Below are 22,022 nucleotides of genomic sequence, written 5' to 3'. Positions count from 1 at the left end.
CAAATGGTGGCCTTTCTACCTCATCAACGTAGCCATCATGGGAACGGCGGCGTGGCAAGCCCGGTAAATCCGCTCGTTTGCGCCGTCGCGGTAGATGCAGAAACAACTGTATTGCGGCCGTTCAGATAAGCGATCACGGCAGCAGTATCCATGGCGCCCCCAGCATAGCCGCTAAGGTTGATCGTCCCGTTGTTGCGCTGACGTACCCGGATGTCACCAGCCGCCATGGTGCCGCCAAGCGAATGCGTAAAGATGTTCGCGAGCGCGCCGGCGCCGCCTATGCTCAGATCGACAGATGCACCATTTCCCTCCGGGTCCGTGACGGCTGACTGGACGAGAATGCCAGCAGCCGCATCTCCGGTCCCATCCAGTTTGATGTCAATCGCGTTGCCGGTTATCTGGGCCAGGATGCTGCCGGCGCCGTCCTGTCCGGTCTGGACAAGGATGGCGCGTTGCGTGCCGGCATAGTCGATGGAGTTGTTTTTGATTCCGACCCGCATGGCGCCGCCGCCGGCATTGAATACGGATATGCCATCCGCTGTCAGCCCGTTTGCGACCGTGATGGTATTGCTTTCAAGTCGAGCGTCAAAAGTAAAGCCGTTGTCGAACGCCGACCCGAGCAGGCTCACCACGACGAAGTCGCCCGCCGCCGTGCTGCTCAGCGTGTTGCCGGTGGCGACGAGGCTCACATCGCTGTTGTCCCCGGCGCTGACGGACAGCTGATCGTTGTTGCTGCTCGAAGTGCTGTTGATGACGTTCAGGTTCATTGTGGAGTTGTCGAATGCATCGGCGACGATGCCACCGCTGAAGTTGTTGCTCGAATTGGCACCCGAGAAGTTGATCGTGGCGTTCGACGTTCCACGGATGCCGAACAGATACCCGCTGCCAAGCACGGCGCCAGTCGAGCTGCCGCCTGAAATCGTCAGCGCGAGCGTGCCGGACTGGGTCTGCAGCTGGAAGTTGTCGTCGCCGCTGCCTGTGATCGTGGTGTTGGTGACCGCGCTGGTGCCGGACATGTTGTAGAAATGGATGCCATCTTCGTCCGCTCCATTGCCCGCATTCGATATGCTGCTGTTGCTGAGCGTGAAGTTCGAAACCGTATTGCCGTTGATGCCTTGCTCGGCGCCGCCCGAAATGGCGATCCGGTCCAGCGTCGCCGTAGAGACGTTTTGAAGATGGATGGCCGCGTTGGTCGTGAGGTTGTCACCAGTCGAAAGCCCCGAATTGTCGGCATCGAGATCGTCGGTGCCGGCATTGGTGAAATTCATGTTCTTCAGCGTGATGTTGCTCGCGCTGATGAAACTGGCGCCGCGCCCGGTTGTGTTCTGAATTGTGCCGCCCGAGCCGGCGGTGGTGCCGACACCTGTAACGGTCAATCCACCCGAGCCCGTATTGTTGAGCACGATGCCGTTGATGCCGCCATTCGCCGAAATGCTCTGGAAATTCAGCCCGCTGGCGCCGATATTCGTGTTGACGACGTTGAGCGCCGTGCCTGTGCCGGAGGTGATCGTGTTGCCGGTGGCCTGCACCGTCACCGTGCCGCCGCCCGTGGCGCTGAAGCCGTCGCCGCTCGTTGTGTTGATAACCAGCCCGCCATTGGTGAAGTTGATGGCGGCGCCGGGGTTGCTGGTCAGGATGACGGCGGCGTTGACGCCGGTCGAGAGCGTCTTGACCGCGCCGCCGAAGTTGATCGTGCCGCCGGCGTTGCTGAGCACGGCAATGCCCAGCCCGCCGTCGCTGCGGGTGATCGTGCTGGCGCTGTCGAAATTGACCGAGCCGCCGGCCATGCCGCGGATGTTGGCGACATTGCCGCCAGGGTTGGTGATGTCGACATTGTTCAGGTTGACGACCGCGCTGACGTCGTCATTGCCTGGCGTGCCCTGGTCGCCATCGACGACGAAGGCATTGTTCGCAGCCCCCGCGTCGGTCTGGATGGCGACATTGTTGAAGGTGTAGGTGCCGGTCGCATTGTTGGTCGAATCGCCGAGAATGGTGATGCCGGCCGTGCCCGTCAGGCTGGCATTGTTGACGGTGACGCTGCCCGCCGCGCCGTCGATCACAATGCCGGTGCCGCCGGTGTCGTTGAGCCCGTTCGCCACGGCAGTGGTGAAATTCACCGAACCGCCGGCGGTGTCGGCGACGACGATCATGCGCTGGCCGGCGGTGGCTTGCGTGATCGTGCCGGCATAGGTGACGGTGGCGGTGCCGCCATTGACGTTGAACGCCGTGCCGCTGGGGCTGATGATCGAGGTGCCGGTGCCGAAATTGAACGTGCCGCCCGAGCCGTTGAGGATGTCGACGCTGGCATTGCCGCCATTGAGCGTCGTCGTGCCGACGAAACTGTAGATGCCGTCCGCATTGTCGAACTGCAGGCCGGTACCGTTCGTCGCCGACAGCGTACCGGTAGCGAAGTTGAGCGAGCCGCTGTGCCCGCCCGTGACGCTGACGAGGGTGGCATTGTTCGACTGGCTGACATTGCCGGTATAGTTGAGGTTGGCGGTGCCGCCGCTGACAGCGATGGTTGCCGCGCTGCCGCCGACCAGCGTGCCGGCGCCGAGATTGATCGTCCCCAACCCGATCACGTTGGTGAGGACGACGGCGCTGTTGCCGCCGGCGCCGTTGCTGGTCGAGGAAAAATTCATGCCGGTGGCCGCGACGGTGACGCCGCTCAGGTTCATCGCCACACCGGTGCCCGTGGCGATGGAGTTGCCCACGCCGGTGACGCTGATCGTGCCGGAGCCCGTGGCATTGAAGCCGGCGCCTGCCGAGGTCACGATCGCCAGCCCGCCGCCGTTGAAATTGACCGTCACCGGGGCGCTGTTGCCGGCAATATCGACGCCAAGCCCGCCGCTGCTCATGCCGATGGCGTAGCTGGCGCCGCTGATGTTGTAGGTGCCGCCGGTGTTGGCGGTGATCGATATGCCGGTGCCCCCGCCGGTAAAGCTGTTCGAGGCGCCGGACACCGTCACCGTACCGCCTGCATTGTTGTTCAGCGATACGCCCAGCCCGCTGGCCGTCAGATTGCCGTTCAGGGCGACGAGGCCGGCGCCGGCAAGCCGGCTCTGGACATTCAGCGCCGGACTGAATGCGCCCGAATTGTTGACCGTGCCCGAATAGCTCACGGCAGCCGTGCCGCCGACGACATTGAACGACGCGCCCGTTGCGCCGCTCAGCGCACCAGTTCCAAGTCCAACAATGCCCGTGACATCGGTCAGGCTGACATTGTTGATGCCACCGGCCGACGAGGTCGAATCGAGCGCGATGGTGGCGGCGACACCGGAGAGATTGATCGCTGTGCCGCTGGTTGCGTTCACCGTCTGGGCGGCAGCCGTAGCGGTGATGCCCATCGTGCCGCCGGTGGCGAGAATGCCGGTGCCGGCGGTGGTGTCGATGGTCAAGCCGTTGGTGAAGCTGGTTGTGCCGCCGGCCTGCGAGAGACCAACGCCGCTGGTCGTGTCGATGTTGGCGAGGCCGGTGACGTTGAGCGTGCCGGTCTGGACTCGGATGCCGCCGCCTGTGTTGGGGACGGTGGCATTGTTCACCGTCACCGTGTTGAAGTTGAAGGTGCCGGTGTTGGTGTTGACGGCATCGATGCCAAAGCCTGTCGTGTTGCCGATGGCGGTCGCGCCAGTAACGGTGAAGGTACCAGCGACGCCGTCGAAGATGATGCCGCTCGCGCCGCCACTGGCGTTTACGGTGGCAAACGTCATGTTGACGGTCAGCGGATCGAGATCGAACGCCGCGCCGTTGGTGGTGGTGACCACGCCACCGGTGTTGTTCAGCGTGAAGGTGGTGGTTTTGGTGTTGGCGATGACACCGGTGCCGCCATTGTTGGCAAGGCTGAGCGTGCCCAGATTAAGGGTACCGCTGGTGTTGGTGAAACTGAGGCCATTGCCCTGGACGCGAGCGCCTGGGTTACCGATGCCGAGCGTGCCGGCGCTGACGGTGCCGCCGGCGCCGTCGGAATCGAAGCGGACATTGCTGAAGGCGATGCCGCCACTGCCGGCGCCCCCGGTCACCGTATTGCCGGCAAACGATCTGATCGCGATTGAATTCAGGTCGGCATCGATGTTCTGGCCGATGAACGACGCAGCCAGGCCGGACGCGGTCGAGCTGAGCGTGTTGCCGTCGATCGAAAGCAGAAGCGTATTGGCCGGAGCTCCCGTGGTGGAGAAATCGAGCGCGTTGCCGCCGGCGGCGATGGTGTTGTTCCTGACGAAGAAACTGGAGGCGCCGCTCGCGTTGACGGCAACGCCCGCACCGGAACCGAGATTGCTGACGATCAGGTTCTGGATACCGCCCGTGAAGATGCCGCTGCCTGATGTCGCCAGATTGATGACCTGCGTGGCGTTATTGCTCTGCAGGACCGGCCGCAGCGTGTCGATGCCCGCCGGCGCCGCGATGATCGGCGAATTCTGCACCGTGGTGAAGTGGAACGCCGGCGACGCGCCGGCGCTGGTGTCGACCCCGAGCTGGGAGACATCGATCGCCGCGTCGTTGCTCTTGAAGGCGAGCAGCACCTGTCCGTCATCGAGTTGGAACGACGTCGCGCCGAGGTCGATCGTCGCCTGGCCGCCGTCGACGGTCTTGTCGATCAGCACAATGACATTGGCCGAAGACGTCTGGGCGTTGGCGTAGGTGCCTGGATTGAGCAGACTGCCGTCGCCAAGGGCGGTGGCATCGGCCGTGACATAGTAGACCTTGTAGGAGGACAGGTTCGAAATGTCGCCATCGAAATTGACGTCGTTGAAATTGTAGTCGCCGTTGGTCGGCAAAGTGTCGGTGGCGTGGATGACCTGGCCGCCTGTGGTCTTGATCGACGATTCGGCCGGGCCGGCGCCGTCGCCGAACACGAGCTGGGCGTTGGTGGCGCTGGAGAACTGGACCCCATAGCCTACATTTTCGATCTTGGAGGTCTGTCCCGCCGGATTGTTGTTGACCGTGTCGCCGAGCTGGATCGTGCCGGTGCCGGTCGTGTCGGCCATGTCGATGCCGATCGTGCCGGCAAAACCGCCGCCGTCGACGTCGAAATCGCCAGCGGTGATGTTGCTCGCGCCGAGCGACGCGCCGTTGAGGTCGAGACCGATGGTGTTCGCCGCGCCAAGCCCGATGTTCAGGCTGGCGAAATTCAACGTCGAGCCGAGCGTGCCGGAAATGTCGACACCGCGCGCATTGGCACCGGTGATGCCTAGCAGGTTGACCGTGCCGAGATCGATTACGCCGCCGCTGACATTGTTGAGCGATATGCCGGTCGCCGCGCCATTGACCGAAATCGTATCGAACTTGATACCACCGGCGCCGACCGTCGCGCCTTTCGCCCCGGCGACGACCGCCGTCGCGTCGCCAAGCTTCAGCGCCGTGCCGCCGTTCGTGGTCGTGATGGTGTTGCCGGCGCCGGTGACGCTGACTGTTCCCGAACCGAAGGTGCTGGCGGTGAAGCCGGCGCCGCTGCTGGTGGTGATGACAAGGCCGCCATTGGTGAAGGCGAGAGTGCCCTTGGTCTGCGGGTCCATCACGTACGACGGTGCCTTGACGATGGCATCGTTGGCGCCGGTGTTGAATATCTTCGACGTGCCGGAGAAGGTGACTGTGCCGTTGGCCGAGCCGCCGATGGCGACACCCTCGCCACCGCTGTGATCGATGGTGCTCGAAATATCGTATATGCCTTCGGCATGGCCAAAGAAGTCGAAGGCCGTCGATGACGTGGTGGAAACGACGGAACCGCTCATGTTCAGACGGGTCGCATCGCCCGTGGCGCTTAACACCGCGCCCACACCGACCGTGATCGAACCTTTGTAGGTCAGCGTGGTGAAGGCCAGGTCATTGCCGCCGCCGAGGCTGATAGCCGAGAGGGTGGTGTTCGTGATGCTGGCGCTGCCGTTGATGCCGACGTTGACGGTCCCGCCCTGCGAGCTCTGTATGATGCCGAACTGGCCGCCATCGATGGTCAGGGTGGATCCGGCGACATTGGCGATGTTGACGGTACCAACCTCGGGACCGCCGATATTGAACCCGGCATACTGGACGTCGAGATCGATCGTCCCGGTGAAATTGACCTCTCCGGTGCCACTCAGGGCGTACAGCCAGGCGCCGGTGTATCCAGTATCCCTCAGGCCGCCGATGTTGACATCCCCGACGAGATTGGCGCCCAACAGCGTCACTCCGGCACCGCCGGGGTCGCCGGGAAGGGGGATCGTGGAGTCCGCCGAGATGCTGTCGAAGGTAATGCCGGCGCTGCCGACATTGGCACCATACACAGCAAGCCCGTCGCTGCCGGCATTGATCTTGTTGCCCGCGCCGGTGACGGTAATAATGGTGGAGGTTGCGCCAGCCGGGCCTAAATCGCCAATTGCGACGAAGCCCGCCCCGGCCATTGTCGATATATCAAGGCCGCCATGGGTGAAGTCGATCGTGCTGTTGGTATTGAGTGCCGGGGCGCCTGAGCCGTAATTGCCAATGATGCCCAAGCTCACGCCGTCCGTCGCGCCCGAGCTGATCACCTTGCTGGTGCCCGAGAACGTGATCGCGGCTGCGTCGTTACCGGCAACGACGATGTTGCCGCCGGCGGCCGCATTGGTATCGGTCAGATTACCCGACAGCGTCACCGAGCCACCGGTCATGCTCTGGATCGACGCCGCAGCGCCCGTTCCGTTGCTGGCAATCGTGCCGCCATAGGAAGTCGTCGCGTTGCCGCCGCTGGCTGCGGTCCCCGAGCCGACATTGAACGACGTGCCCGAATCGGTGTTGGTCAGCGTACCGGTGCCGAAGCTTGCCGTGCCGGCCAGGTTCTGCAGGTCGATGCCGCTGCCGGAAGCGAATGTGGCACTTGTCGAGGCGAAGTTGATACCGGCCGTGATGCCATCGAGCGCCACCGCCTGCGCGTTGGTGGCGTTGATCGTGCCGGTCGTGACATTGACCGTGCCGCCGCCGCTGGCGCTGAACGCCGTCGCGCCCGATGTGGTGATGTCCAGATCGGCGAAGGTGACCGTAGAGCCAGCGTTGTTGGTAAGCGAGGCACCATTGCCGTTGACTGTGACCTTGTCGGTGAAGTTGATCGTGCCGCCGGTGCGGTTGGCGATCGAGATGCCGCCGCCGGTCAGCGTGCCCGCCGGTCCGCTGTTGGGCAAGGTGCCGCGCGTGACCGTGATGTTGCCGGCGCCGCCATCGACGTCGAGCAGCGTGCCGGCGACGTTGACGTTGTTGTCCGTGATCGACAAATTGGTGTCGAGGCCGGCGACCTTGAACGCCGTCTGGCCGGTGGCGACATTGCTGACCGTGACGCCCTGGATGACGATGCCGCCGACATTGCTGAAGCCGCCGGCATTCTGGTCGATGGTGAAGACCGAACCGCTGCCGCCGGTGAAGTCGAACGCGGTGTCGCGCACCTGGTTGCTGCCGAGCAGCTGCAACGTATCGCCGCCCGTGCTCTTGACCACGCCCTCATTGCCGGTGACGTTGCCACCGGTGGCGCCGAGATTGCCCTGGACATTGATCGGCTGGATGGTGCCGGAGGTGATGATCGAACTGCCGTTGCCGAAGCCGGTGATCGACTGGCCCGAATCGAGCGTGAACGGCGTGGCGCTCAGATCGACCGTGCCGACAAAGGCGAAGGTCAGTGTGCCGGTCATGGCATCGGCCTGAGCGGCCGTGACCGTGGTCACCGCGGCGCTGAGCCCGTTGGTGCCGGCAGCGATCACGCCACCGTCCTGGGAAATCATGACGACCCCGCCGACCGCGCTGGCCAGATTGGCGCTGCCGGTGAAGGCGACATCATCGAAATCATAATTGCCGAGCGTCGGATCGAGCCCGATCGTGTTGACCGTGTAGCCGCCACTGGCCGCTGTGATCGAGGATTGCAGCACAGTCGCGTCGCCGTCGCCGAAGGTGAAGTTGGCGTTGGCCGACGTCGCCGTCGTGCCGCCCGACGACAGTTCGACGCCGACACCAGCATTGGAAATGCTGGAGCCCTGCAGAAAGGTGATGGTCTTGTTGCCCGTCGTCGATGACAGGTCGATGCCGCGCGAGGTGAGGTCGCCGGTGCCGGTGATCGTTGTCACGCCGAAATCGGCCGTGGTCGATGAACCGCTGAAGTCGATGCCGGTCTGGTTGGCGCCGGAGCCCATCGTCACATTGGTTGTTCCAAATGTGACATCGGCATTGGTCAGGGCGAAGTTGATGCCGGCTGGACCGACGGTCGAACCCATCGTCACGCTGGTGGTGCCGAAGGTGACGGCGCCGGCATTGTTGGTGATGTCGATGCCATTGCCCGTGGCGCCCGACACGGTCACCGCCCCGAAGGTCGCCGATGCGGTGCTGGCGACATTGGCGACGGCCAGGCCGGTGGCAGTGGCGCCGGTGATCGACAGCGGAGCTGTGACGTTCAGCGTCGCGGTTCCGGCAAGGCCGGTGACGACGGCGCCACCGCCGCCCGTCGCAGACAGCGTCGAGCCGATGAAGCTGATCGCGCCGCCGACCGGGGGCAGCGTCGAGCCGATCGCGAAAAGATTGCCGGTGCCGGTCGAGGTGATGCTGCCGCTGAAGGTCGCCGAGCCGCCGGTGGTGCCGTCGACCTTGACCGCCGTGCCTGGCACGGTTGCCGAGCTGGAGATGTTGGCCGCCACACCGATTGTCGCGCTGCCACCGGAAACGACGACACCGTCGCCAGTGCCCGAATTGGCGATGGCGCCACCGAGGATCGCGATCGAGCCGGTGTTGTTGGTCAGGCTGACATCGGTGCCCGCGACATTGGTCGTCACCAGATTGGTGATGGTGAAGGTCGATGACGAAGCGTTGATTGCAAGGCCGTTGATGCCGCCACCGGTGCCGCCGATGGTGACATTGCCACCCAGGAACGGGCCGCCCGAAACGGCATTGAAGTTGAGCGCCGTGGCTTGCGCAACACCTGTCGTGATGCTGTCGAACGCCATGCCGCCGGTGCCGATGGTGACGCCGTCGAGATTGATCGCGTGGCCGGTGCCGGTGGTGATCTGCTCCGTGCCTGCGGCCGCGACGGTGATCGTGCCGCCCCCGGTGGCGCTGAAGCCGGTGCCGGTCGTCGTGGTCAGATCCAGCCCGCCGGTGAATTTGATTGTGCCGCCGGTGTTGCCGCTCAGGTTGATCGCAAAGGCGGTGGCGGTGCTGGCGGTGATCGCTCCACCGAACGTGGCGCTGCCGCCGCTCATGCCGGAGATCCCCACCGCGCTGGTAGCAGCGGTCTGGTTGATGGTGCCGTTGTAGGTGACGTTGGGCGTCGAGTTGCTGATGGAGAAGGCGTTGCTGCTCGTGTTGGCGATGGAACTCCCGACCCCGAAGGTCAAGGTTCCGCTGGAGCTGCCGACGATGCCTATGCCTACGCCGCCGCCGGTGATGTCGAGATCGTCGAAGGTGGCGATGCCGTCGAAATTGTTGGCGGACAGCGCCGCACTGGTGGCGTTGGTGATCTTGGTGTTGCCGGTGAAATTGACGGTCGCGCTCGAACCGACAAGCACGATGCCGATTTCAGATGCGGTCTGGATGGTCAGGTCGTCGACCGAGACCGTACCGGTCACTCCATCGAGTAAGAGGCCGGTTGCGACATTGCTGACCGTCACGCCCTGGACGGTCAGGCCATTGATGCCCAGGCCGTGGATGCCGGCGGCGCCGCCCCCGGAAATATTGAAATCGAGCAATGTGTTGCCGTTGCCCAGCGTCACGACATCGCCGCCGCCGGAACTGGTCAGCGTTGCCGCGCCCGCGGAATCCGAGATGGATTCGTCATGATGGACGTTGGTGCCGGTGACATTCAACGGCACCCCGCCGAGCGAAAACTCACGGCCGTTGCCGAACGACGCAAGTTCCTGTCCGTCGCTCAGCGAGAAGCCGGTGGCGTCGTCGATCGTCCCACGGTTGACCAGGACAATGATGGCGTCGCTGGCGGTAATGCTGTCGGCATAATCGATCGAGGCGAGATCGGTGATGGACGTGCCGCCGCCCGAAGCCCCGGCCGCGACGAAGATGTAATTGCGCAGGTCGTAGAGTTGCGGGCCGGTAAACTGCGTCGTGCCGAAGGCGTAGTGGCCGCTGCCCTCATTGAGCCCGCGCGCATCGAGCGAGGCGGTGATGCCGGAGATGGAGCTGGAACCGCCGCCGAAGGTAAACTCGGCGTTGGCCGTGGCCCCCGGCGTGCCGGCTATGCCCAGCCGCACGCCGGTATCGACATTGGTGATAACGCCGCCATCGGTGATGGTGATCACCGCGCCGCCGACGCTCGGCGAGGTCAGGTCGATGCCGATCGAGCCGGCAGCACCGGTGCCGGTTATGTTGAGCGACTGGGCGGTGAAACTGGTCTTGGATCCGGAGAAGTCGAGGCCGGTGCCGACACCCAGTCCGGAGATGACTATGTTGCCGGTGACCACCGCCGCATTGACGCCGGCAAACGAGATGCCGTCGGCGCCGGGATTGGTGATGTTGATGTCGCCGAAGCGGATCGCCGCCGGCGAAGCCGAAATGGCGATCGCCGGTCCGGTCGTGTCGGAGATCGTCGTCGCACCGTTGACGGTGAAGCTGCCCGCGACATTCTCGAGCACGACACCCGACGTGCCGCCGCTCTGGCTGATCGAGTCCAGCACCACATGAGCGGTGATCGGATCGATGAAGATGGCGGTGCCGCCATTGCCCGATACGGTGCCGCCGGTGGTTGTGAACGTCCCGCCGGTCGACGTGCCCTGCACGGTGATGCCGCGGTCGGTATTGTCCTGCGCATTGACGGTGGCGAAGGTGTAGGTGCCCTTGCCGGTGATATCGAGACCGTCGTCGAGATTACCCTGCAGCAGCGTCGTGCCGGTGAAATTGTAGGTGCCGTCGCCTTCGATGTGCAGGCCGTCGAGGCCGTTGCCGGTGGCGGTGAAATTGGAGCCGGTGATGCCGGTCGAACTGCCGGTGAAGTCGGCGCCGTTGCCGCCCGCACCGGTGACCGTCACATTGGTCAGCGTCGCGCCGGTGATGTTGTTGCCGAAAATGCCGTCGGCGCCGCCGGTGATGGTGATGCCGTTGAGCGTGTTGCCGTTGCCCAGCGTGATGACCGGGTTGGCGACGTTGGTGCCCTGGATCGTGCCGTCGCTGCCGCCCAGGTTGAAGGTGCTGGTGCCGCCGCCGAAAAGCCTGGCGGTGACGCTTTCGCCGCCGCCGATGACGGTCTGTCCATTGGCAAGCGTCACGCCGCCGGTCGTCAGATTGCCGTTGCCGCCAAGCGCGACGACAAAGCCGTTCGCACCCGACTTAGTCACGGCGTCGTCCAGAGTCGTCGGGTCGGCCAGCGTGCCGGCGCCGGCGAGGCCGCCATCGGCGAAATAGAACTTGCCGAAGGCGGCATTGGTGGCGGCGTTGATCGCGACACGCGTCGTCGAGCCGCCGGTCAGCGTCTGCGACTGGACGCGCACCCCGATATCGCCACGCACGCGTTCGTTGACGCGCTTGCGCAGGCCTTCGCTGACCGGATAGACCGGCTCCGGCCCGCTGTCGGCCCCATTGGCCGCATTGTCCGAGCCGCTGCCGGGATTGAACGGGATGTTCAGCCGCACGCTGCCGGCGAACTGGGTGTCGTCGCGATTGTCGTTGCGGACCTCGCCGGCGAAGACCAGTTCCGTGTTGCTGCCGAAGACATCGCCGATCGTATACTCGAACCCGGCCTTGGCGCCGGTGACGCTGCCGTCGTCGCCGTGCGGATCCTCGAAGTGATAGCCGCCGATGTCGAGCCGCAGCGAATGCTTGTCGGGCAGGGCGACCGGCACCTGCGCACCGATCTCGCCCTCGATGCCCCACGCGGCGTAGTCGCGGTGGTCAAGGACCGAGATCTGCTCGATCAGCTGGTTGCTGACCATCGACAGGGTCGAACTGGTCGAGTGATCCGTCGAATCGCCCTTGATCGGCAGATAGACGTTCACATGCGCATCGAAATGTGGCGTGATCGCCTCGGCGCCCAGCGTGGCGGCGGTGAACTGGGTGGAGTTGTAGTTCTCGAGGTTGAGATAGGCGTAGCCGCCGATCATCAGGTCCGGGTTGACGATGCGGCGAATGCCGAGGCCGACATCCTGGCCGGAACCATCCTTGAAATCATGCTTGGCCCGGACATCCAGGAACAGCACGGATTCGGCCGTCTGCTTGAGCGGGATGAAACCTTCGAGCGCGGCGTTGCCGCCATTGTTGTCGGCGCCGATGATGGCGCGGATCTGCGGCTGCCACAGGCCGTTCGGATCGGCATGGGCCGTCAGACTGGAAAGACCGAGCGCCAGCGTCGTCAGCGCCGTCGTCTTCCAAAGATGCCTGGCGATTTGCGAACGGCGATAGCCAGCGCGAACGTGGAAATCCTCCCCACGCGCCGCTATCTCACCAACTTGCCGAGAAGTCTCGGTAGTTCCCATCCCTGGCGAGTCCTTCGGGGACTACACGCGCCCCGTGTAGATTCTTACTCGAATTCTATTGTATAGCGAGTCCTGGCCGATCCGATTTCTAGAGCTTTCCTGCAAAATTGCTCGCTGTGTCCGAAAGGCCACAGTAATTTCGCCGGCTTGCTTGCCTCCGGCTCGGCTTTCGGAACAGTCGCCAGTGTTGTATCAAGCCATGCTCGGGAGAATACCGGGGCGCGGCGAGGAAACATGCAAGGCATCCGGCAAAACAACATGGCACTTACTTTAGCTCGATCTAATTTACTTGGCGTGGCCGCGGGGCTGGCCGCCCTGTGGTTTGGTCTGGCCGCCGGCCCAGCCCTTGCCGAAGATGCCAAGCCGGCCCAGCCAAAGCCGGCTGAAACCAATGCAAAACCGGCCGATGCCAATCCGTGGGCGGTGAACTGCTCCTCCGGTTCGGCGACCACCGAGCTTCAGTGCCAGGTGTCGCAGAACCTGACCGAGGCCAAGACCGGGCAGCGCGTGCTGACCGTGACCGTGCGCCGCGACAACGGCAATGGCAGCCTCGCCATGCTGCTTGCCCTGCCGCACGGCCTGTTCCTGCCGTCCGGCGCCTCCTTCCAGATCGACCAGGGCCAGAAGACGACGATTGCCATCCAGACCAGCGACCAGAACGGCGCCTATGCCGCCACGCCGTTGTCGGCGGATCTCATCAAGGCCATGAAGTCCGGGACCAATCTGAACATCGGCATGGAATCGGTCACCCGCAAACCGGTCACCATCCCGGTGTCGCTGGCCGGCTTCACCGCCGCCGTGGCCAAGCTGGAATCGATCAAGTAGCTGCTGCCAGCGGCTTGATTGTGCGCACCCGGAATGCTCCGTTGCCGCTTCGGACAGTGGAGAAACCCATGACAGGCTTTGTCGATCGCCAGCGCGCGGCGCAACTGATGGACCGCGCCGGCATCGCGGCGCTGGTGCTGTGCGCGCCTGAGGCCTTCCACTATGCGACCGGAGCCTCGATCGGGCCGTCGGGACTGTTCCGGCGCGCCGGCGCCGGCTTCGTCGTCATCCCGGCTGGCCGAGACCTGCCGATGGGCGTCGTGGTGGCGGATTTCAATGCGGGACAGCTGCAACTGGCTCTGTCGGATGCCGTCATCCGCAGCCACCCGATCTGGATCGAAACCGCCACGCTTGACGCCTCGACCGCAGGGCAAGGGCTGGCGCAACGCGTCGAGGCCGGCCTTGCCTCGTCTGGCCGGGCGCCTGGTTTTTCCCGGCCGGCAACATTCGAACTTGCCCGTTCCGTCCGCGAACTGAAGGAGATCCTGAGCGGGTTCGGACTTGAGCGCGCAAGGATCGGCGTCGATCTCGATTTTATTCCCGCCGCCGATCTCTCGGTCATGCAGGCGCTGCTGCCGGGCTGCACGATGGTCGACGGCTCGGCCGTGCTCGACAGGTTGCGGGCCATCAAGTCGCCGCGCGAGATCGATCTGCTCCAGCAAGGCATCATCCTGTCGGAAGCCGGGCTGGAGCGGCTGCAGGTCGATGCCATGGCCGGCATGCGTCAGGGCGATCTCATTGCCCTCTATCGGCAAGGCGTCGCCACGGCCGCGTCAGGCCTGTCCGATCCGGTCGCCACAGCCGAATATGTGACGCTGGGCGCCCGGCTCAAAAGCACCGATGCGAAAGCCATGCCTGGCGATCCGCTGAAGTGCGACATGGTCTGCACGGTCGGCGGCTACGCCTCCGACATGTCGCGCAACTTCACCTTCGGATCGCCATCCGCCGAGCAGGCCGAACTGCACGCGATCACCGAGCGGGCCTTTGACGACGGGCTGGCCGCGCTTGTTCCGGGAGCCAGGCTCGCCCACGTGCATCGCGTCGCCACCGACAGCCTGGCGCGGCAAGGGCTGCGCACCTACCGCCGCGGTCATTTCGGCCATGGCGTCGGCCAGTCGGTCTTCTCGGAGCAATGGCCGTTCATCGCCGCCGACAGCGATGTCGTCATCGAAGCCGGCATGGTGCTGGCCTTCGAGATCCCGCTCTACATAGACGGCCTCGCCAGCTTCAATCTCGAGGACCAGTTCCTGATCACGCCGGACGGGCCCAAGCCGATGAACCGCCTGCCCAGGCGGCTGGAGAGGATTGGTTAGCCGGCTTTGAGTCTGCACGCTGGAGATTGGCCGAAGCCTCCCCACCTTCGTCATCCACGGGCGGAGCAGGAGCGAAGCTCCGTCGCGGAGACCCGAGGATCCATGCCGTGACCTTGGCCGAGGAATGCAGCGGAGCAGAACTCTTCATCGTAGCGACGCTTTGAAGTCGCGGCATGGATCCTCGGGTCTGCGCTGCGTCGCTGCGCTCCTTGCTCCGCCCGTGGATGACGAAGCGATGGGCGATTTGGCCAATCTCGAAGCCGCGCGCCATCCGCCAGCAATTAACCACTCACCGCCGGCCTTCTCCCCTTCCACGGCATCTCCTGCTCCAGTTGCGCCGACGCAGCCAGCACCGTTGCCTCGTCGCCGTAGCGGCCGACCAGTTGCACCCCGATCGGCACGCCGTCTTTCGACCAGCCGAGCGGCAGCGAGATCGCCGGCTGGCCGGAGATGTTGAAGGGGAAGGCAAACACCGAGTCCGTCCATTTGGCGTTGTAGCGGTCGATGTCGGTTTCCGACATGTCGTAATAGCCGAGCGGGCGCGGCAGCTGCGTCAGGGTCGGGGTGATGAAGAGATCGTAGGCGCCGAGGTCGCCGACGATGTCGCGGCCGACCTGCCTGAGCTGCTCGACATCGGAGATGTGCCTGGTGCCGCTGGTCGAGCGGCCGCGCTCGATGATTGCCCAAGTCACCGCCTCGACATCGCTTGGCGTCACCGGCCGGCCGATCACCGTTTCAAGGTAGTCGAACGTCGCCGCCGTCTGCACGCAGGTCATATTGGTGTAGGTCTTCCACACAGCGTTCGCGTCGAGCGGCATATCGTGCTCCTCGACGTCGTGGCCGAGCCGCTCGAGCGCAGCCACGGTTGCCAGCACCGCCGCCTTCACCTCCGCATCGATCGCCGTGCCGTTGGGTGGCGTGACGGAAAAGCCGATGCGCAGCTTCTTTGGCGCCCGTGCCGACAGGCTGAGCCAAGAACCATCGGGCACCGGCGGCGTATAGGGGTCGCCCGGCAGCGCGCCGGCAACCGCGTCGAGATAGGCCGCCGTGTCGCGCACGGTGCGCGAGCAGCACAGGAAGTACGCGCCGCCATACCAATAGTCGCCGAACGGCGCGAGGCTGACGCGGCCGCGCGACGGTTTCAGCCCGACGATACCGCAGCAGGAGGCCGGAATGCGGATCGAGCCTGCACCATCGCTGGCCTCGGCGATCGGCACCATGCGCGAAGCGATGGCCGCGGCAGCGCCGCCGCTCGAGCCGCCGGGCGTGATGCCTTCCTTCCACGGGTTCTTGGTCACACCGTAGAGTTTTGGTTCGGTGGTGATCGACCAACCGTTCTCCGGCGCGTTCGACTTGCCGACCAGCACCAGCCCGGCCGCCTTCATGCGGCGAACGACTTCGGTGTCGAAATCGGCAACAACATCCCTGAGGTAGAATGAGGAGTTGGTGTTCGGTGCCCCGGTCCAGGACGAGGCCAGCTCCTTGAGCAGGAACGGCACGCCGGCGAAGGGCGCTGATGTGTCGATTGTCTCGGCCTGGGCGCGCGCCATGTCGTAGAGGCGATGGATGACCGCATTGAGCGTCGGGTTGAGCCGCTCGACCAGCGTGATCGCCGCCTCCACCAGTTCCCCCGGTGAAACGTCGCCCCGCTTCACAAGTGCCGCAAGGTCGAGCGCGTCGGACTCGGCATAGGTTTTCAGCAGACTTTCGGTGACCATGTCTCTCTCCCGTCGTTCGTTGATCTTGCCAACGTTGGCGCCGCCCCTCAGCCGCCTGCCGGCACCTTCTCCCCGTATAGTGACGGGGAGAAGGGAGACGCTCCAACGCTGACGACCCCCTCTCCCCGTTCTTCACGGGGAGAGGGTAAGGGTGAGGGGCAGCGCCGGCCTGAAACGATTGCCGCCAGCAGCCGGATTGCGTCAGGCCAGGTCGATGGTCCGCCCGAGTGCGATGCTCTGTTCAGCGGCCAGCACGATGCGCAGGCTGTTGACCGCCGCATCCATCTGCTCGGTGAGGTCGAGATCCTCGCGGATGGCGCGCAGGAAGAAGGCCTGCTCGCGGTCGCAGAGCTCCTGGTGGCCGGGCTCGTCCTCCATGCTGACGATCTCGTCGGGCTTCGAGAAATTCTTGTCGCCGTCGACCTGAGCATAATGGATCTTCAGCGCATCGGTCTTGGTGTGGCGGTCGATGTCGGCGGAACTCGAAACCTCTGCAAGTTCGGCAGCATTGCTTGCCTGCTGGCCGGCGACGATCGACACCGCGCCCTTGGGGCCGACCACGTCCTTCACGAAATAGGCCGTCTCGCTCATCATCGGGCCCCAGCCCGCTTCGTACCAGCCGACCGATCCGTCATCGAAGGTGACGTGCAGGTGGCCGTAATTCTGCTTGTCGGCCTCCGCCCAGAGTTTGGCGCCGATGCCATGCACGCGCACTGGCTTGGCGCCGGTCAGCTGGCACATGACGTCGACATAGTGGACGCCGCAATCGACGATCGGGATCAGCGAATCGATCAGGTTCTTGTGCCAGTGCCAGGCGCTGCCGCTGCTCTGCTGGTTGAGGTTGAGCCGCATCACCAGCGGCTTGCCGAGCGTCTTCCCGACCTCGATGAACTTGATCCATGACGGGTGGACGCGCAGGATATAGCCGAGCACCAGCTTGCGGTTCTTCGCCCGCGCCGCCGCGACAACCTTCTCGGCATCCTCATTGTTGGTGGCGAGCGGCTTTTCCATGAACACATGGCAGTTGGCGGCGATTGCCTTCAGCGCATATTCGGCGTGGGTGTTCGGCCAGCTGTTGATCGACACCGCGTCCGGTTTTGTTTCCTTCAGCGCCTGGTCGAAATCCTCGTAGAGTGGGTAGCCGGCTAACTCTCCCGGAATCTTCGTGTTGCTCTTGATCGAGCGGCTCATAATGCCGACGATCTCGAAACCGTCGAGCCGGTGATACGCGCTGGCATGCGACGCACCCATATTGCCGAGACCCACCACCAGCACTTTTACTCTGTCGGACACCGCTGCCTCCCAAATTCTTGATTAAATCACAGGCGGCGCTGTTGCCGTCGCCCGCATGTTTATCCAGGACAATCACCTTAGGTTGGCGCCGCCCCTCATTGCCCTGCCGGGCATTTCTCCCCGTATAGTGACGGGGAGAAAGGGCTGGCCGCAATGTTGGCGATTGGCGAAATCATCAACGACAGCGTCCCCTCGCCCCGTTTACGGGGAGAGGATGCCGGCAGGCAGGTGAGGGGCGGCGCTGACCTGGACAATTGCCAGCCCTACTTCACCGCCGAATCGAACAGATGCGCCTTGATCTTCTCGACATCGAGCGCGGCAAAACCTTCCGACAGCTTGACGCCGTCGGCATCGGCCTTGACCTTGGCCTTGTCGAAATCATTGGCCGGGCCGATCAAATCGTTGGTGCAGACATCCTCGGCCTTCACCGGAGCGGTGATCTGGCCGATCTTGTGGATCTCGTCGAAGAAGCCCTGCCAGCTCGCCATGTCGTGCGAGCCCCAGCCGCCGCGTTTGTCCATGTCGCCGCGGAAGACGTTGATCTGCTGCAGGATCGAGGTGGTGCCAAGCTCCGGCCCGAGATTCTTGGCCAGCGTCGGGAACTGCTCGAACACCGCTTCGACCGCCGCGCGGGGATTCTGGTAGCCGAATTCGAGGCCCATCGCCCAGCCGCGCAGGTACTTTTCCAGCAACGCCTTCTTGTCGGCGTCCTCCAGATCGGCGGCGCGCACGACGAAAGTATTGGCCGGCAGCTTTGAGTTCTGCACGCCGAGCCAGTATTCGAAGTCGAGCCCCTTGGCGATCCATTCGGCGCGTAGGCCTTCCCACGACAGGGCAGCGTCGCCCTGGCCGCCGGCAAGAGCCGTGCCCCATGTCGGCCAGCCGGCTTCGACATATTTGACCTTCTTGATGTCGACGCCCTGCGCCGCCAGCAGCGGGTCGGTGATCGACTGCCAGGCGGCGGAGCCGAGCAGGATGGTCTTGCCTTCCAGCTTCTTCAGATCGTTCGATCCCTCGCCCTTGCGGAAGGCGATGCTGAACGTGTCGCGGGCGCCCATATGGAACACCGACTTCAGCTTCATGCCGTTCTGGATGGCGAAAGAGAACACGCCGGGCGACGGGAAGCCCATATCGGCCTGGCCGACATCGACGAACTTCACCGTCGCGGTGCCGTCCGACGGCCCCGGCTGCATGTCGGTGTCCAGCCCATCGAAATAGCCGGCCTTCTTGGCTGCCCAGTAGGGATAGTCGTCGAGCACTTCGAGCGTGCCGCGCGGCGAGATCCAGGTGAATTTTCCGTAGGGTTCGGCCCTGGCCTTGAGGCCGGTGGCGCCAAGCGCCGTCGCGGTCACCAGCCCGGCGCCGGTCACCTGCAGGAAGTAGCGGCGGCTGATGCCCGCCGGGCTGATGGAGTTTTCTTTGGTCATAGCATTCCCCTTTTTTGTTTGATGTCAGTCTCTTGCCGCCGCCTCCCGGGCGCCGTCATATCCCTGTGTTCAAGCCTCCCAGCTCGCCCATTTCTTGCCGATCAGGAAGAACAGCACGTAGATCAGGATGCCGAGCGTCGACAGGATCAGCACCACGGCGAAGAACTGCGGCATCTGGATCATCGACGAATAGGTGGTCAGCCGGTTGCCGAGGCCGAAGCCGCCGCCGACCATTTCGGCGCCGACCGCGGTCAGCAGACCGAAGATGGCGCCGATCATCAGCCCGACCAGGATCATCGGCAGCGCCATCGGCGCTCGGATTTTCCAGAAGATCTGCAGGGTGCTGGCGCCATAGGAGCGTGCCAGCGCGATCTTGGCGCTGTCGACGCGGCGAAAGCCGGTGGCGGCATTGATCATCACCATCGGCCCGGCGGCCAGCGCCACCGCGATGATGCGCGGCGTGTAGCCGAAGCCGAAGCGCAGGATCAGAAGCGGCACCAGTGCCAGCATCGGCGTGGTGACCAGAAGCAGGATGTAGGGCGCGACGATCTTCTCGGCGAACGGAAACTGGGTGATGACGGCGGCCAGCACCAGGCCGATGATGGCGCCGATGGTGAAGCCGGACACCAGCTCGACGAGCGTGTAGCCGAGATGCGGCGCGATCAGCGGGAACTCGTCGAACAGCGCATAGGCGATCGAGCTCGGCGGCGGCATGATGTAGAGCGGCACGTGGAACAGCCGCAGCGCCAGTTCGATGCCGCCGATGATGATCACCGCCACGGCAAGAATGGCCGCCACCTCCTTGCCCGACTTGATGCCGGGGCCGCTGGCGAAGGCCGACAGATTGGTCAGGCTGACCTCGTCGCCGTCGGCAGACTTGGATTTGGAGAATTCCGGAATGGCGTCGCCTCCGCTCACGGCCTGATCCTCACGATCTCGGCGCTCGCGCGCTCCGGCGCTTTTGGCCGCGTGCGTTCGCCGACAATGTCCATCTTGATACGGTTGGTGAGGTCGAAGACCTCCTTCGTCGCCATGATCTCCAGCGAGCGTGGCCGCGCAAACGGCACGCGATATTCCTTGGCGACGCGGCCCGGCCGGGCGCTCAGCACCACGACCCGGTCGGAGAGGAAGATCGCCTCCTCGATCGAGTGGGTGATGAAGACGATCGTTGTCTTGGTGTCGAGCCAGATCTCCTCGACCAGCCGGTTCATCTCCTCGCGGGTGAAGCTGTCGAGCGCGCCGAACGGCTCGTCCATCAAAAGCACCGAGGGCTTCAGCGCCAGCGCCCGCACGATCGCCGCACGCTGCTGCATGCCGCCCGACAGCTCACGCGGAAACTTGCCGCCGAAGCCGTCGAGCCCGACCCGGTTGAGCAGATGCGCGATCCACGCCCGGTCCGGCTTCTCGCCCTTGATCTCGAAAGGGAAGCGGATGTTGGCGTCGAGATTGCGCCACGGCAGGAGGTTCGCCTCCTGGAAGACGATGCCGATATCGGGATGCGGACCGGTGATGGCCTTGCCATCGAGCCGGATCTCGCCGCTGGTCAGGCTGTGCAGGCCCGACATCGACCACAAGAGCGTGGTCTTGCCGCAGCCGGAAGGGCCGACGATCGAGACGATTTCATTGGCGCTGACATCTAGGCTGCAGCGGTCCAGCGCCAGCAGGTCGCCGGAGGCCGTGTGATAGATCTTGGTCGCTGCCTGCACGCCAAGCTTCGGCTTTTTTGCATCGCCCGTATTCATCTGCCCCCCGGGAAGATTGCGCGATGATCCATTGGCTCATCCCCAGCGAAAATCAGTCTGTAACTATCCTACTTTCCTGTCAAGCACCGACGATGGCCACCGTATCAGGAAAATCGATTAGTATGCCTATCTGCTTGTTTTAATATCGGTTTTGCGGCCTTGAAATGCATGTTGCTTTCCTACATACTTCGGAACTGACACGGATCGGAGAGGACCGGAGGAAGGTGATCTTTACCCTACGACACGCTGCGGTTGCGATGCGGTCGGGCGCGTGGAGCCAGGGCGTGCAAACATGCTAAGACGGCAGCCTCGCAACCCAGGGAAAGACCAGGACCCCATGAACGAAGCTGGCAGCCAGGACGAGCCTGTTCCAGGCCAGGATACCGAGGGGCGCGATCCTGTCCGGCGCATTCCCGACATCATCTCGCTGGTCAAGGATTCCTACAGCGAATTGCGCCCGGCCGAACGGCGTGTCGCCGATGTCGTGCTCGACGACGTCAAATATGCCGTCGACGCCTCCAACGCCGCCCTTGCCCAGCGCGCCGGGGTCAGCGAACCGACGGTGACCCGGTTCTGCCGCGCCATCGGCTGCGAGGGCGTGCGCGACTTCAAGCTGAAGCTGGCGCAGAGCCTCGTCGTCGGTGCGCTCTATCTGGCCAAGTCGCCCTCCGTCAGCAATGACAATGGCATGCCGTTCTGGAACGCCGTATTCGGCGAGGCGCGCCGGGCGCTGCAGGAGGCCGAGCGGCAGCTCGACCCGGCGCAGCTGCAGAAAGCCGCCGATCTGATCGCCAAGGCGCGCCAGGTCACCGTGTTCGGCCTCGGCGGCAGCTCCTCGGCGCTGGCGCAGGAAACCCAATACCGGCTGTTCCGCTACGGCATCACCGTCAGCGCCCAGTGCGACCCCTATCTGATGCGCATGACCGCCTCGACGCTCAAGCCGGGCGATCTGGTGATCGCCATTTCGGCGACCGGACGCACCCGCGAGGTGATCGAGGCCGTCGAGCTCGCCAAGCACTACCGCGCCAACGCCATCGCCGTAACCGCGCCCGACACCGAACTCGCCCGCGCCTGCGACGTCAGGCTGACGGTGGCGGTGCCGGAATATCCCGACACGCTGAAGCCGACGGCCTCGCGCTTCGCCTTCCTGGCGGCGATCGACCTTCTGGCGGTGGCCTCGGCCTACAAGCTCGACGGTTCGGCCCGCGAGACGGTGCGCCGCATCAAATACAACGCCCAGATCCACCGCACCGGCAAGGAGATGGAGCCGCTCGGAGACTAGCTCCCTTCTCCCCGTTCACGGGAG

Annotated in this window: 9 protein-coding genes; 3 read left to right on the top strand and 6 right to left on the bottom strand. The window is 64.3% G+C overall.

What is annotated here, in order from left to right; all coding sequences use genetic code 11:
- Positions 1–35: 35 nt before the first annotated feature.
- Entirely contained in the window at positions 36–12,398 is a 12,363-nt protein-coding gene (locus NP945_RS24205) for a hypothetical protein (protein WP_256747739.1), read from the bottom strand.
- A 258-nt stretch (positions 12,399–12,656) separates the two neighbouring features.
- On the opposite strand from NP945_RS24205, the gene NP945_RS24200 reads away from it, so the two are divergent.
- Together NP945_RS24200 and NP945_RS24195 are read left to right on the top strand one after the other, a co-directional pair.
- Complete coding sequence (locus NP945_RS24200; protein ID WP_256747738.1) at positions 12,657–13,223, top strand: invasion associated locus B family protein; 567 nt, start codon at positions 12,657–12,659, stop codon at positions 13,221–13,223.
- A gap of 68 nt (positions 13,224–13,291) precedes the next feature.
- Complete coding sequence (locus tag NP945_RS24195) at positions 13,292–14,536, top strand: Xaa-Pro peptidase family protein (RefSeq protein WP_256747737.1); 1,245 nt, start codon at positions 13,292–13,294, stop codon at positions 14,534–14,536.
- A 281-nt stretch (positions 14,537–14,817) separates the two neighbouring features.
- Here the strand turns inward: NP945_RS24195 and NP945_RS24190 are convergent, their stop codons facing one another.
- The 5 genes from NP945_RS24190 to NP945_RS24170 form a co-directional block, all read right to left on the bottom strand.
- Positions 14,818–16,254, bottom strand: a complete 1,437-nt coding sequence (locus NP945_RS24190) for an amidase (protein ID WP_256747736.1) — start codon at positions 16,252–16,254, stop codon at positions 14,818–14,820.
- Positions 16,255–16,455: 201 nt separating this feature from the next.
- The gene (locus NP945_RS24185) at positions 16,456–17,547 is read right to left on the bottom strand and encodes a Gfo/Idh/MocA family protein (RefSeq protein ID WP_127267337.1); all 1,092 of its coding nucleotides are present in this window, start codon (positions 17,545–17,547) and stop codon (positions 16,456–16,458) included.
- 263 nt (positions 17,548–17,810) lie between these two features.
- Entirely contained in the window at positions 17,811–18,974 is a 1,164-nt protein-coding gene (locus tag NP945_RS24180) for an ABC transporter substrate-binding protein (protein WP_256747735.1), read from the bottom strand.
- Positions 18,975–19,043: 69 nt separating this feature from the next.
- Positions 19,044–19,892, bottom strand: a complete 849-nt coding sequence (locus tag NP945_RS24175) for an ABC transporter permease (protein WP_256747734.1) — start codon at positions 19,890–19,892, stop codon at positions 19,044–19,046.
- Positions 19,889–20,716, bottom strand: a complete 828-nt coding sequence (locus NP945_RS24170) for an ABC transporter ATP-binding protein (RefSeq protein WP_127267334.1) — start codon at positions 20,714–20,716, stop codon at positions 19,889–19,891. Before NP945_RS24170 ends, NP945_RS24175 begins: the two co-directional genes overlap by 4 nt.
- Before the next feature lie 337 nt (positions 20,717–21,053).
- Between NP945_RS24170 and NP945_RS24165 the strand changes: the two genes are divergently transcribed.
- A complete protein-coding gene (locus NP945_RS24165) occupies positions 21,054–21,998 on the top strand; it encodes a MurR/RpiR family transcriptional regulator (protein WP_127273418.1) in 945 nt (314 codons plus the stop codon).
- Positions 21,999–22,022 lie beyond the last annotated feature (24 nt).

Origin of the sequence: Mesorhizobium sp. LMG17149 (assembly GCF_024518695.1) — a bacterium.
Classification (GTDB): domain Bacteria; phylum Pseudomonadota; class Alphaproteobacteria; order Rhizobiales; family Rhizobiaceae; genus Mesorhizobium.
The sequence above is the reverse complement of the archived record's forward strand: the minus strand, read 5'-3'. Positions and strand labels throughout refer to the sequence as shown.

What these genes read in the sequence shown, in the direction of transcription:
- NP945_RS24205 (WP_256747739.1), bottom strand. Translation starts at nt 12,398, where the DNA reads ATGGGAACTACCGAGACTTCTCGGCAAGTTGGTGAGATAGCGGCGCGT.
- NP945_RS24200 (WP_256747738.1), top strand. Translation starts at nt 12,657, where the DNA reads ATGGCACTTACTTTAGCTCGATCTAATTTACTTGGCGTGGCCGCGGGG.
- NP945_RS24195 (WP_256747737.1), top strand. Translation starts at nt 13,292, where the DNA reads ATGACAGGCTTTGTCGATCGCCAGCGCGCGGCGCAACTGATGGACCGC.
- NP945_RS24190 (WP_256747736.1), bottom strand. Translation starts at nt 16,254, where the DNA reads ATGGTCACCGAAAGTCTGCTGAAAACCTATGCCGAGTCCGACGCGCTC.
- NP945_RS24180 (WP_256747735.1), bottom strand. Translation starts at nt 18,974, where the DNA reads ATGACCAAAGAAAACTCCATCAGCCCGGCGGGCATCAGCCGCCGCTAC.
- NP945_RS24170 (WP_127267334.1), bottom strand. Translation starts at nt 20,716, where the DNA reads ATGAATACGGGCGATGCAAAAAAGCCGAAGCTTGGCGTGCAGGCAGCG.
- NP945_RS24165 (WP_127273418.1), top strand. Translation starts at nt 21,054, where the DNA reads ATGAACGAAGCTGGCAGCCAGGACGAGCCTGTTCCAGGCCAGGATACC.